Raw genomic sequence first — 12,818 nt, forward strand, 5'->3', positions numbered from 1 at the left:
GCGCGGAACGTCCCGACAGACCGTCTCGACGGACCGCTTCGACAGACCGCCTCGAGGCTGCTGGCTCGCCGGTACCCCCATCCGGGCTCCATCCACGCCCTGACTCCTGCGTGTCGAAGCACCGGGCAGCAGCGCCCCCCGCCTAGCCTGTGACGGAACACAACTCCTGTGACGAGTGCGAGGCCTGGGGGCCGCGTGGCGAACAGCATTCTCGGCCGTGACATGGCCGTCGATCTCGGCACCGCGAACACCCTCGTCTACGTGCGGGGGCGCGGGATCGTGCTGAACGAGCCCTCCGTGGTGGCCGTGTCGGTCAAGGACGGCCGGGTGCTGGCCGTGGGGACCGAGGCCAAGCGCATGATCGGGCGCACCCCGGCCCACATCGAGGCCATCCGCCCCTTGAAGGACGGCGTCATCGCCGACTTCGAGATCTGCGAGAAGATGCTCCGCTTCTTCATCCACAAGGTCCACCAGCGGCGCTTCGCCAAGCCCCGCATGGTGATCTGCGTGCCCTCCGGCATCACCGGGGTGGAGCAGCGGGCCGTGCAGGAGGCCGCCGAGTACGCCGGGGCCCGCAAGCCGGCCTACATCATCGAGGAGCCCATGGCCGCTGCCATCGGGGCCGGCCTCCCGGTGCAGGAGCCCACCGGCAACATGATCGTCGACATCGGGGGTGGCACCACCGAGGTGGCCGTCATCTCCCTGGGAGGCATCGTGGCCAGCCAGTCGGTCCGGGTCGGGGGCGACGAGCTGGACGACGCCATCATCCAGTTCATCAAGAAGGAGTACAGCCTGGCCCTGGGCGAGCGCACCGCCGAGGAGGTCAAGATGGCCCTCGGGTCGGCCTGGCCCCTGGAGGAGGAGCTGCACGCCGAGATCCGGGGCCGGGACCTGGTGACCGGCCTCCCCAAGACCATCGTCACCTCCACCGAGGAGCTGCGCGAGGCCCTGGAGGAGCCGGTGGCCGCCATCTGCGACGCGGTCAAGGTCACCCTGGACAAGACGCCGCCCGAGCTGGCCGCCGACATCATGGAGCAAGGCATCGTGCTGGCCGGCGGCGGGGCCCTGCTGCACGGCCTGTCCCACCGGCTGGAGCACGAGACGGGCATGCCCATCGTCATCGCCGACAACCCCCTGCACTGCGTGGCCATCGGCTCCGGCCAGTCCCTGGAGGAGTTCGAGGCCCTCAAGGGCGTGCTCTTCTCGTCGAACCCCCAGACCTAGCCCCCAGGCAAGGTGCCCCGGTCACGGCGTTTCGGACGCTCGCGCTTCACCCTCATCCTGCTGGTCCTGGCCTCGCTGACGGTCCTCACCCTCGACTACCGCGACAGCGGTCCGGTGCAGGGGGCCCGCAACGCCCTGGGCACCGTCCTGTCGCCGTTCCGCTCGGTCGGCGAGTGGGTGGCCACGCCGTTCCAGAACGGGTGGGAGGGCATCACCGGCTACGACGACCTGAAGGACGAGAACACCGACCTGCGGCGCCAGCTCGACGAGGTGCGGGGCGACGAGGTCGAGGCCGACGCCCTGACCAAGGAGAACGAGGAGCTGCGCCGCCTCAACGACCTGCCCGTCACCGCCGACATCCCCCGCACCACGGCCGAGATCACCTCGGGCCCGCTGACCAGCTTCGACACCACCCTCGAGATCGACAAGGGCTCGGGGGACGGCATCAAGGTGGGGATGGCCGTCATCACCGAGGCCGGCCTGGTCGGGCGGATCCACCGGGTGCAGGGCGGCCGGGCCCGGGTGCAGCTCATCACCGACCCCGACTTCCCCGGCGTGGGGGTGCGCCTGGTCGAGAGCGGTGATGTCGGCCTGGCCCGGGGCAGCAGCCGGGGCCGGCTCCGGGTCGAGGAGGGGATCACCGCCACCACGCCGGTCGAGCGGGGCGAGGACCTGGTGACCAGCGGGCTCGAGCGCAGCAACTACCCGGCCGGCATCCCGGTGGGGACGGTGATCGACGTGCAGCCCACCGAGGACCAGGTCGAGCAGGCCCTGAACGTCGAGCCCGCCGCCGACCTGGACGCGGTGCGCTTCGTCATCGTGCTCCTCTGCGACGAGAACTGCGGATAGCCGTGGTGGCCGGTCGCCTCGCCCTGGTGGGCCTCGTCGCCCTGCTCCTGCAGCTCACCGTGATCTCGCCCATCACCGTGGCCGGCGCCCGGCCCGACGTGGTGCTGCTGTTCGCCATCGTGGTGAGCATGGAGACCGACCCGGAGCGGGGAGCCGTGGCCGGCTTCGCCCTCGGCCTGGCCTTCGACCTGCTGCTCGACACCCCGGCCGGGCTCACCGCCCTGACCCTCACCCTGGTGGGCTGGGGGGTGGGCACGGCCAAGGACGCCGTCCTGCGCTCGTCGCGGGTCATCAGCCTGGCCCTGGTGGCCGTGGCCTCGATGGCGGGCACGCTCCTGTACGCCGGCCTGGCCGTGGTCTTCGGGGTGACGATCGAGGCGGGGGACCTCCCCGCTATCGTCGGTCTCGTCGCCGTGGTCAACGCCCTCCTGAGCCAGCCCCTGCGATGGGTGGTGCGGCGGTCCCTCGGGCCCGAGCGGCGCTCCCCCTCCCGCGACCGATCCGTGTTCCGCCCGTGATCACCCTCCTCACCCGATGACCCGCAGCGACTCCCGCGCCCGCCACACCGTGCTCGGCATCGTGGCCCTGTCGCTCTTCGCCGCCCTCTTCACCCGGCTCTGGTACCTCCAGGTCCTCACCACCGACCAGTACGACCAGGCGGCGGCGGCCAACCGGACCACGACCGTGATCCTGGAGGCCCCCCGGGGCAAGATCCTCGATCGCCACGGCAACGTGCTGGTCGACAACCGGCGCACCATCCAGGTGCAGGTCGACTACCAGGACTTCGAGGCCCTCGATCCCCCGGACCAGAGCGACCTGCTGCGCCGCCTGGCCGCCGAGCTGACCGCCGACCAGGTGCGCATCGACGCCGGCGACGCCAGCGCCAACGACCCCGGGGGCGACGGGCCGGCGGAGGTGGCCACCGGAGCCGAGGCGGAGGGCCCCGACGGCGAGGAGGAGGGCGCTCCCACCCCCGGCGAGGGGGACGAGGAGGGCACCACCACCACGGTCCCCGGGGAGGAGGTCGACCCGGCCACCCTGCCCCTCGACCAGCGACCGCCCCCGGCCGGGGTGGCCACCGGCGCCTCCAACCCCGACGGCCAGGGCGAGACCCGCCAGCGGCTCTCCACGCCGGTGACCGAGGAGATCCTGCGGGAGCGCATCGAGGACGTCCGCTACAGCAAGTTCAAGCCCGTGCCGGTGGCCAACGACGTGAGCGAGGAGCTGGAGATCTACCTGCGGGAGAACGCCGAGCGCTTCCCCACCGTGGTGGTGGAGCGGGTCACGGCCCGCAACTACCGCTACGGCGCCCTGCTGGCCCACGTGCTCGGCTACGTCGCCCCCGTGAGCGAGGCCGACCTGGAGCAGTTCCAGAACGACCGGAAGCGCTACGAGAACGACGACGAGATCGGCAAGGACGGCATCGAGCGGGAGATGGAGCGTGACCTGCGGGGCACGCCGGGCCGGATCGTCTACGAGGTCGACGCCCGCAACCAGCCCATCCGGGAGGTCGAGGACCTCCGTCGCCAGCCGGTGCCGGGCGACGACGTCTTCCTCACCATCGACATCAACGTCCAGTTCCTGGTGGAGAAGGGCCTGGCCGGCGAGATCGCCCGCCAGACGGGGCGGCGCTCCGACGGGTGCCAGGCCGAGCCGCCCTGCGAGCCGCCGGGCGGGTCGTCGGTGGCCCTCAACCCGCAGACCGGGGAGGTGCTGGCCATGGCCTCGTACCCCACCTACGACCCCAACCTGTTCGTCGGGGGCATCTCCACCCGCGACTACCAGGCCATGGCCGACGAGGAGCGCAAGGACGTCCACCACGACCCGCTGCTCAACCGGGCCATCGCCGGCGAGTACTCCCCGGGCTCCACCTTCAAGCTGTTCAGCGCCTACGCCGGCCTGGCCACCGGCCAGATCACCCCCGCCGAGCCCTACAACGACACCGGCGTCTACAAGTACCGAGCCGACTGCGACACGACGGTCGAGACCAGCAACTGCTTCAAGCGCAACGCCGGGCGCAACCCGAACGGCGTGGTCCGCCTGGACAGCGCCATCACCGTCTCGTCCGACACCTACTTCTACCAACTGGGCCACCGGGCCTGGCTGGCCAAGGACACCATCGGCGAGGAGGGCCTGCAGGAGGCCATGCGCCTCTGGGGCCTGGGCTCGCCCACCGGCGTGGACCTGCCGGGGGAGCGGGCCGGGCGCATCCCCGACCCCGACTGGCTGTGGGACTACTCCCACGAGCTCAACGACAATCCGGCCGACGCCGAGGAGCGCGGCACCTGGAACGCCGGCATCAGCGGCAACACGGTGATCGGCCAGGGCGACGTGGGGGCCACGCCGCTCCAGATGGCCAGCGGCTACGCCACCTTCGCCAACGGGGGCACCGTCTGGCGGCCCCAGCTCGTGTACCAGGTGACCTCGTTCGACAACGACACGCCCACCATGCTCCTGGCCCCGGAGCAGACGGGCACGGTGCCCTTCCAGCCCGGTTGGCACGAGGCCATGGCCTCGGGCTTCGAGGGCGTCACCCAGGCCGGCCCCAACGGCCGGGGCACGGCGTACGCCGCCTTCTCCGACTACGACCAGGCCGCCTTCCCCGTGGCCGGCAAGACGGGCACGGCCCAGGCCACGAACAGGAACGACACGTCCCTCTTCGCCGCCTACGCCCCCGTCGCCAGCCCGACCATCGCCATGGCCACCGTGGTGGAGTTCGCCGGGTTCGGCAGCGAGGCCGCGGTGCCCATCACCCGCCGGGTGATGGACGCCCTGGCCTCGGTGGGCGGTGACCTGGCCCGCCTCAACGAGCCCACCTCCCGCTACCGCGCCCCCGAGGGGGGCTGGTTCGACGTGGAGGCGGCCCAGGAGGAGTTCGTCCCCACCGTGGTGGCCACCGCCGACTGATGGCCACCATCCCTGTCACCCGCCGGCGCCCGCTCGCCTCCCTGCGCCACGACCCGTCGGCCATGTGGCACCACGTCGACTGGGTGCTGGCCGGGTGCCTGGCCGCCATCTCCGTCCTCGGCGTGCTGATGGTCTACAGCTCCACCCGGGGGCCCGAACCGCACGACACCCTCTACCTCCAACGCCAGGTGCTGTACGTGGCGGTGGGCCTCATCGCCGCCGCCGCGGTGGCCCTCATCGACTACCACCGCATCGTGGATCGGGCCCCGATCCTCTACGGCGGCACCCTGGTGCTCCTGCTGGGGGTGATGGTGGTGGGCCGGGAGCAGAAGGGCACCCAGGGCTGGTTCGCCCTCGGCCCCTTCCAGCTCCAGCCCTCGGAGTTCGCCAAGGTGGCCGTGGTCCTGGGCTTCGCCTACCTGGCCACCCTGTTCCACGGCGACATCGACCTGCGGCGCCTCGGGGCCCTCCTGGCCGTGGGGGCGGTGCCCATCGCCCTGGTGCTCCTCCAGCCCGACCTGGGCACGGCCCTGGTGTCGGTGGTCGTCACCTTCGCCATGCTGGTGGCGGCCGGGGTGCGGGGTCGCTTCCTGGTGCTCCTGGGCATCGGCGCCGTGCTCTTCGCCGCCCTGGTCCTCAGCAGCGGGGTCCTCGACACGTACCAGCAGGACCGCCTCACCGTCTTCGCCACCCAGGAGAGCGCGTCGCGCACCCTGGAGGAGGAGCGGGGCGTGGCCTACAACCTGGAGCAGTCGAAGATCGCCATCGGGTCCGGTGGGCTGCAGGGCAAGGGGCTGTTCAACGGGCCCCTGACCATGGACGACTGGGTGCCCGAGCAGCACACCGACTTCATCTTCACCGCGGTGGGGGAGGAGCTGGGCCTGGTCGGGGCCGGGGCCCTCATCGCCGCCTACGGGGTCGTCGTGTGGCGGATCTGGCGGACGGCCCAGCTGGCCCGGGACGACACCGGGACGCTCCTGTGCCTGGGGGTCCTGGCCATGTTCGTCTTCCAGATCTTCCAGAACATCGGCATGACCATGGGCATCATGCCCATCACCGGCATCCCCCTGCCCTTCATGAGCTACGGCGGCTCGTCCACCGTCATGGCCTTCATCGCCATGGGCCTGGTGCTGAACGTGCACATGCGCCGCTTCCGCTGACCGGGCCCGGCCCGCATCGCGAGCCGGCGGCGACCGATCGGTAGAGTGGCGGGCGATCATGTCGTCTGTCTGGCCGGTGCTCGAGCCGATCCTGCCCCTGGTGTCGAAGCCGGCGCGCTACATCGGCGGGGAGGACGGGGCCCAGGTCCCGGAGCACGGCCCCGGCCGGGTGGCGTGGCTGCTGGCCTACCCCGACACCTACGAGATCGGCCTGCCCAACCAGGGCCTGCAGATCCTCTACGAGATCCTCAACGAGCGCCCCGACGCGGTGGCCGAGCGCACCTACGCCCCCTGGACCGACCTCGAGGAGCGCATGCGGGCCGAGGGTGTGCCCCTCTTCTCGGTCGACACCCACCGCCCGGCGGCCGACTTCGACGTGCTGGCCTTCAACCTGTCGGCCGAGCTGACCTACACCAACCTGGTGGGCATGATCGATCTGGCCGGGGCCCCGGTCCGGGCCGCGGACCGGGCCATCGACGACCTGCTGGTCGGGGCGGGCGGGCACTGCACCTACAACCCCGAGCCCATCGCCGCCTTCCTGGACTTCGTGGTCCTGGGCGACGGCGAGGAGGTGGCGGGCGAGATCAGCGCCGCCCTGGCCGGGTGGAAGGCGGCCCGGGTCGCCGGCGACCCCGTCACCCGCCACGACGCCCTCACCGCCCTGGCCGGCGTCACCGGCGTGTACGTCCCGGCCCTCTACCAGCCCGTCACCGACGCCGAGGGGCGCCTGGTGGCCACCCGGCCGATCGACCCGGCGGCCCCCGAGCTGGTCGAGAAGCGCACCGTGGCCGACCTGGGCCAGTGGCCGTACCCCCGCCAGCAGCTCGTCCCCCTCACCGAGGTGGTGCACGACCGGCTCAACGTCGAGGTGTTCCGGGGTTGCACCCGGGGCTGCCGCTTCTGCCAGGCCGGGATGATCACCCGGCCCGTCCGCGAGCGCCCGGCCGAGCAGGTCCGCACCATGGTGGCCGAGGGCCTGCGCCGCACCGGCTACGACGAGGTGGCCCTCACCTCCCTGTCCACCGCCGACTTCTCCGGGGTCGAGGACGTGGTGGGGGCCATCGTCCGCTCCGGCGAGCGCCCGGCGCCGGCCGACGAGGGCGAGGGCCAGGGCCCCGGGTCGTCGCTCGACTGCGGGGCCGGCCTGGGCGGCCCCGGCGCCGGCCTGGCCTCCGACATCAGCGTGTCGCTGCCGTCGCTGCGGGTCGACGCCTTCACCGTGGGCATCGCGGCCGAGATCCAGCGGGCCCGGCGCACCGGCCTCACCTTCGCCCCCGAGGGCGGCACGTGGCGCATGCGCCAGGTCATCAACAAGCTCATCAGCGACGACGACCTCTACGGGGCGGTCGAGTCGGCCTACTCGCAGGGCTGGCGGCGCATGAAGCTGTACTTCCTGGTCGGGCTGCCCACCGAGACCGACGAGGACACCCTGGGCATCGCCACCCTGGCCCGGAACGTGGTCGAGATCGGCCGCCGGCACCACAAGAACCCGTCGGTGACCGTGTCGGTGGGCGGCTTCGTGCCCAAGCCGTTCACGCCGTTCCAGTGGTTCGGCCAGAACACCCGCCAGGAGCTGGAGCGCAAGGTCGGCCTCCTGCGCGACGCCCTGCGCCGCGACCGGGGCGTGCAGCTCAAGTGGCACGACCCCCGGGCCACCACCGTCGAGGGCATCATGTCCCGCGGCGACCGGCGCCTGGCCGCGGTCATCGAGGACGTGTGGCGCCACGGGGGCACGTTCCAGGAGTGGAGCGAGCACTTCGACCTCCAGCTGTGGCTCGACGCCCTCGAGCGCCAGGGCCTCACCGTCGAGGAGCTGGCCTACCGCCACCGCACCGAGGACGAGGCCCTGCCCTGGGACCACCTCTCGGCCGGCCTCCACAAGGACTTCCTGTGGCAGGACTGGCGCGACGCCCTGGCCGAGGTGGGCCTGGAGGACTGCCGCTGGACCCCGTGCTACGACTGCGGGGCCTGCACCGGCTACGGCATCGAGCACGTGGTGGCCAGCGCCGTGCCCCCCGCCGGAGGGAGCCAGGGCACCGGCCCCTCGCCCGCGGCCGTCCCCGTCGCCCTCGGGCGGCGCCCCGTCCCGGCCGGGGCGGGCTGATGCGGCTCCGGGTGCGGTTCTCCAAGCTGGGCAAGGTCCGCTTCACCAGCCACCGGGACGTGGCCCGCATCTGGGAGCGCGCCCTGCGCCGGGCGTCCCTGCCCGTGGCCCGCACCGAGGGCTTCTCGCCCCGGCCCAAGCTGCACTTCGGCCTGGCCCTCTCCACCGGGTACGAGTCGCTGGCCGAGTACCTCGACGTCGACCTGGTCGAGGGGACCATCGTCGACTTGGCCGTCCTGCCCGAGGCGCTCACCGCCGCCCTCCCCGGCGGGCTGGCCGCCACCGCGGTGGCGACCGTGCCCCCCGGCACCCCCTCCCTCCAGCACGCCGTCACCAGCAGCCGCTGGGAGGTCGAGGTCCACGACCTCGACCTGGCCACCGTCACGGCCCGGACCGAGGCCCTCCTGGCCGCGCCCGAGCTGGTGACCACCCGCCAACGCAAGGGCAAGGACGTCAGCGACGACGTCCGCCCCCACCTGCTCCACCTCCAGCCCCAGGCCCACCCGGCCGAGGGCGTCCTGCTCGTGGCCGAGCTGGGCGCCCAGAACCGGGGGCTGCGGCCCAGCGAGCTCGTCGCCCTCCTCGGCGACGGTGCCCGCGAGGGCCGGGTGCGCAGGACCCACCAGTTCACAGAGCACGACGGCACCCGCTGCGAGCCGTTGCCTGCTCCGCACGCCCTGGAGCGTGCGTCATGAGAAGGGATCCCCCCCATGACCGACGCCGATCACGCCGCCCCTCCGAGCACCCCTCGGCCCCCCGAGGGCGAGCCTCGCACCCCCCGCGCTGAGGGACGCACCCCCGACACCCCGGCGGGGGGGAGCGACAACGGCTCCCCGGCCCGCCGTCGCCGCCGCTCCCGCGGCGGAGGTGGTGGGGGAGGGGGCCAGGGTGGCCAGCCGGCCGGCCGGGCCCCCGAGGGCGCCCGGAGCGCCGACCGACCCGAGCCCGACCGCCACGGCGAGGACCGCCCGTCAGGGGCGGCGGCCGACACCGCCCCGGTCCGGCGCCCCCGCATCGGCGACACCCGGCCCGCGCCTGCCCCCACCGGGGACGGTGCCCCGCGGGCCGAGGCCGACGGGGCCAAGGCCGGTGACGGTGACGGTGCGCCCCGCAAGCGGCGCCGCCGTGGCGGCCGGGGCCGGGGCAAGGGCGGCAGCCAGGGCGGCGGAGGAGGCGAGGGCCGTTCCGGGTCCGTTTCGGGCCAGGGCCAGGGGAACCGGGGCCAGGGCGGCGGCGGTCGCCCGGGCGGCCAGGGCCAGGGCGGCGGCCAGGGCCGGAACCGCGGCGGCCGCGCCTCGACCCCGATCACCGCCGTGACCGACGCCGCGCCGGTGGAGCTGGACGACGAGGTCCTGGAGCAGCGCCGGGGGCGCGAGCGCAAGGGCCGGCCGGTAGGCCGTTACCTGATGGCCGTGCACGTCCGGCCCGAGGCCACCCAGATCGCCATCCTGGAGGGCCGGTCGCTGATCGAGCACCAGGTGTCCCGCCCCGCCGACGACGTCTCCCAGATCCACGGCAACATCTACCTGGGCAAGGTCCAGAACGTGTTGCCGGGCATGGAGGCCGCCTTCGTCGACATCGGCACACCCAAGAACGCGGTCCTGTACCGGGGAGACACCCGGCACGACCCCGACGTCGAGGGCGGGTCCAAGAACGCCAAGATCGAGGACATCCTGAGGGCCCGGCAGGTGATCCTGTGCCAGGTCACCAAGAACCCCATCGCCCACAAGGGGGCCCGCCTCACCCAGGAGGTGTCGATCCCCGGGCGGTTCGTGGTGCTGGTGCCCAACAGCACCACCTACGGCATCTCCAAGCGGCTGCCCGACGACGAGCGCAAGCGCCTGCGGAACATCCTGGACAAGGTCCGGCCCAAGGGCCACGGCCTGATCGTGCGCACCGCGGCCGAGGGGGTCACGGCCGAGGAGATCGAGCGTGACGTCCAGAACCTGTCGCAGCTGTGGGCCAAGATCGAGCAGAAGGCCAAGAGCCTCAAGGGCCAGGGCGCGGCCCTGCTCTACCGCGAGCCCGACATGGCCGTGCGGGTCATCCGCGAGGAGCTGACCAAGGACTTCCGCAAGGTCATCATCGACGACCGGGGCCTGTACGAGGAGATCCGCGACTACGTCCGCAGCATCTCCCCGGAGATGGCCGAGCGGGTGGAGCACTACGACACCTCGGTCGAGCCCCTGCCGCTGTACGAGAAGCACCACGTGCACGAGCAGGTCCACAAGGCCCTGGACCGCAAGGTGTGGCTCCCCTCGGGCGGCTCGCTCATCATCGAGCACACCGAGGCCCTCACCGTCATCGACGTGAACACCGGCAAGAACGTGGGCCGGTCCAACCTCGAGGACACCGTGTTCGCCAACAACCTGGAGGCGGCCGAGGAGGTGGCCCGCCAGCTCCGCCTGCGCGACATCGGTGGCATCATCGTCATCGACTTCATCGACATGGAGGTGGCCAAGAACCGCGACGCGGTCATCCGCACCTTCCGCGACGCCCTGGCCCGGGACAAGACCCGGACCCAGGCCTTCGACATCTCCGAGCTCGGGCTGGTGGAGATGACCCGCAAGCGCATCGGCGAGGGCCTGCTGGAGAGCTTCGCCGAGGGCTGCCCCACCTGCCTGGGCCGGGGCGTGGTGCTCGACCCCGCCCTGTTCCCGTCCGGCTGACAGGTTGGGCCGTCCGCCGGACGGCCGGCTAGCCTTGCCCGTCGGCCCTGCGGGGCCCCCGAGCCGTTCCCCGATCCCACCCGAGACGAGCCATGGACGCAGTCATCAAGACCGGCGGCAAGCAGTACCGCGTGAGCCAGGGCCAGCGGCTCGACGTCGAGCGCCTGGGCGCGGTCGACACCGAGGTGGAGCTGACCCCCGTGCTGCTGCTCGACGGCGACACGGTGGTGGCCACGCCCGACGCCCTGGCCGGGGCCTCCGTCACCGCCAAGGTGGTGGGCGAGGCCAAGGGACCCAAGGTCACCGGGTTCACCTACAAGAACAAGACCAACCAGCGGAAGCGGTGGGGCCACCGGCAGCGGTACTCCACCGTCGAGATCACTGGCATCACGAGGGGCTGAGGCGCCATGTCGAAGACCAAGGGCGGCGGTTCCACCCGGAACGGCCGTGACTCACAGAGCAAGCGCCTGGGCGTGAAGGCCTACGACGGCACCCTGGTGCCCGCCGGCTCGATCATCGTCCGCCAGCGGGGCACCCGCTTCCACCCGGGCGAGAACGTGGGCCGGGGCGGCGACGACACGCTGTTCGCCACGGCCACCGGCCGGGTCCGCTTCGGCCGTCGGCGCGGCCGCAAGCTGGTCGACGTCCTCACCGACTAGCGAGGCCGCCACCCGTCGGGCGGCGGTCAGGCGCTGCGGGGTAGGGCCCTCGTGTCCCAGCCCAGGAGCTCGACCGCGGCCCGGGCCGCGAAGCGATCGGTCATCCCGCTCACGTAACGGACGGCAGCGGCGGTGGCCTCCGGGTGGCCGGACGCCAGACCGTCGCCGTCCTCGCCCAGGTCGTGGGGGTGGGCGACGTAGTGCTCGACCAGGGCCGCGATCAGGCGGGCGGCCCGCTCGGCCTGGCGCACCGAATCGGGCCGCAGGTAGATGCGCTCGTAGTTGAAGTCCCGGAAGGCGGCCAGGGCGCCGGCCTCGGGGCCCCGCAGGGCGACGGTGCCGGTGGCGGCGATGGTCTCGACCATGGCGGTGATGAAGCCGTGGAGCTGGGTGCGGCGGTCCCGCCCCACCACGGCGGCCACCTCGTCGGGCAGCTCGGAGGGCCGCACCACCCCGGCGGCCACCGCGTCCTCGAAGTCGTGGCACACGTACGCGATGCGGTCGGCCCAGGCCACCACCTCGCCCTCGGGCGTCACCGGCGCCGGGCGGTTCCAGGAGTGGTTGCGGATGGCGTCGAGCGTCTCGGCGCACAGGTTGAGCGGGGCCAGGACCACATCGGCCCCGTAGACGGCGTGGTGGTAGCCGCCCTCCAGGAAAGGCGAGAGGGCGCCCTCCGAGGCGTGGCCGGCCGGCCCGTGGCCGCAGTCGTGGCCTGTGGCCGCCGCCGCGGTGAGGGCCACGTCCAGCCCCACCGGCCGGGAGATGCTGACCGCCACCTGGGCCACCTCGATGGCGTGGGTCAGGCGGGTGCGGAGGTGGTCGTCGCCGGGGGCCACGAACACCTGGCACTTGCCGGCCAGGCGCCGGAACGCCTTGGAGTGCTGGATGCGGTCCAGGTCCCGTTCGAAGCAGGTGCGGAGCCGGTCGGGCTCCTCGGGGCGGGCCCGGTGCCCGGCCCCCTCGGCCCGGGTGGCCCCCGGGGCGGGGGGCACGCCCCCACCGGCCTCCCGGGCGGCCCGCTCGACGAGGTCGAGGCCGGGGGGGCCGACCCGGAGGGGGGCATGGGCGACGGCGGGCTCCTCCATGCCCCCACCCTAGGAACGGGGCGGGACCGTGCGACGCATGGTGGCAGGTCACAGGGTGTCACGATCGGCCCCGCGAGGGACCGGAACCCCTCACATCACCAGGGCCCGTGCCGATGGGGGCCGGTCGCGAGCGGTCGAGCCAGGAAGGGGAACGATGCTGG

At 73.0% G+C, this 12,818-nt stretch carries 11 protein-coding genes; 10 read left to right on the forward strand and 1 reads right to left on the reverse strand.

What is annotated here, in order from left to right; all coding sequences use genetic code 11:
• Positions 1-195 precede the first annotated feature (195 nt).
• From VEW93_09565 to rpmA, 10 genes are all read left to right on the forward strand, one after another.
• Positions 196-1,224, forward strand: coding sequence for a rod shape-determining protein (locus VEW93_09565; protein ID HYI62037.1), 1,029 nt, complete (start codon positions 196-198; stop codon positions 1,222-1,224).
• A gap of 12 nt (positions 1,225-1,236) precedes the next feature.
• Complete coding sequence (gene mreC, locus VEW93_09570; protein ID HYI62038.1) at positions 1,237-2,073, forward strand: rod shape-determining protein MreC; 837 nt, start codon at positions 1,237-1,239, stop codon at positions 2,071-2,073.
• A gap of 5 nt (positions 2,074-2,078) precedes the next feature.
• Positions 2,079-2,591 carry a rod shape-determining protein MreD gene (mreD, locus tag VEW93_09575; GenBank protein HYI62039.1) on the forward strand — a complete coding sequence of 171 codons (513 nt, stop codon included), beginning with the start codon at positions 2,079-2,081 and terminating at the stop codon, positions 2,589-2,591.
• 16 nt (positions 2,592-2,607) lie between these two features.
• Positions 2,608-4,980, forward strand: a complete 2,373-nt coding sequence (locus VEW93_09580; protein ID HYI62040.1) for a penicillin-binding transpeptidase domain-containing protein — start codon at positions 2,608-2,610, stop codon at positions 4,978-4,980.
• Positions 4,980-6,140 (forward strand): rod shape-determining protein RodA, encoded by a 1,161-nt coding sequence (rodA, locus tag VEW93_09585; GenBank protein HYI62041.1) that lies wholly within the window; start codon positions 4,980-4,982, stop codon positions 6,138-6,140. Before VEW93_09580 ends, rodA begins: the two co-directional genes overlap by 1 nt.
• A 76-nt stretch (positions 6,141-6,216) precedes the next feature.
• A complete protein-coding gene (locus VEW93_09590; protein ID HYI62042.1) occupies positions 6,217-8,244 on the forward strand; it encodes a radical SAM protein in 2,028 nt (675 codons plus the stop codon).
• Positions 8,244-8,939 carry a TIGR03936 family radical SAM-associated protein gene (locus VEW93_09595; GenBank protein HYI62043.1) on the forward strand — a complete coding sequence of 232 codons (696 nt, stop codon included), beginning with the start codon at positions 8,244-8,246 and terminating at the stop codon, positions 8,937-8,939. Before VEW93_09590 ends, VEW93_09595 begins: the two co-directional genes overlap by 1 nt.
• A 618-nt stretch (positions 8,940-9,557) precedes the next feature.
• Positions 9,558-10,913 carry an Rne/Rng family ribonuclease gene (locus tag VEW93_09600; GenBank protein HYI62044.1) on the forward strand — a complete coding sequence of 452 codons (1,356 nt, stop codon included), beginning with the start codon at positions 9,558-9,560 and terminating at the stop codon, positions 10,911-10,913.
• A gap of 92 nt (positions 10,914-11,005) precedes the next feature.
• A complete protein-coding gene (gene rplU / locus VEW93_09605) occupies positions 11,006-11,314 on the forward strand; it encodes a 50S ribosomal protein L21 (GenBank protein ID HYI62045.1) in 309 nt (102 codons plus the stop codon).
• A gap of 6 nt (positions 11,315-11,320) precedes the next feature.
• The gene (gene rpmA, locus VEW93_09610; protein HYI62046.1) at positions 11,321-11,572 is read left to right on the forward strand and encodes a 50S ribosomal protein L27; all 252 of its coding nucleotides are present in this window, start codon (positions 11,321-11,323) and stop codon (positions 11,570-11,572) included.
• 26 nt (positions 11,573-11,598) lie between these two features.
• On the opposite strand, the gene VEW93_09615 is transcribed toward rpmA, so the two are convergent.
• On the reverse strand, positions 11,599-12,657 hold the full coding sequence (locus tag VEW93_09615) for an HD domain-containing protein (GenBank protein ID HYI62047.1): 1,059 nt from the start codon (positions 12,655-12,657) through the stop codon (positions 11,599-11,601).
• Positions 12,658-12,818: the final 161 nt, after the last annotated feature.

The sequence above is a fragment of the Acidimicrobiales bacterium genome (genome assembly GCA_035630295.1).
GTDB lineage: Bacteria > Actinomycetota > Acidimicrobiia > Acidimicrobiales > Iamiaceae > Iamia.

Excerpts from the sequence above, each read along its gene's own strand:
- VEW93_09580 (HYI62040.1), top strand. The coding sequence starts at position 2,608 with ATGACCCGCAGCGACTCCCGCGCCCGCCACACCGTGCTCGGCATCGTG.
- rodA (HYI62041.1), top strand. The coding sequence starts at position 4,980 with ATGGCCACCATCCCTGTCACCCGCCGGCGCCCGCTCGCCTCCCTGCGC.
- VEW93_09595 (HYI62043.1), top strand. The coding sequence starts at position 8,244 with ATGCGGCTCCGGGTGCGGTTCTCCAAGCTGGGCAAGGTCCGCTTCACC.
- rplU (HYI62045.1), top strand. The coding sequence starts at position 11,006 with ATGGACGCAGTCATCAAGACCGGCGGCAAGCAGTACCGCGTGAGCCAG.
- rpmA (HYI62046.1), top strand. The coding sequence starts at position 11,321 with ATGTCGAAGACCAAGGGCGGCGGTTCCACCCGGAACGGCCGTGACTCA.
- VEW93_09615 (HYI62047.1), bottom strand. The coding sequence starts at position 12,657 with ATGGAGGAGCCCGCCGTCGCCCATGCCCCCCTCCGGGTCGGCCCCCCC.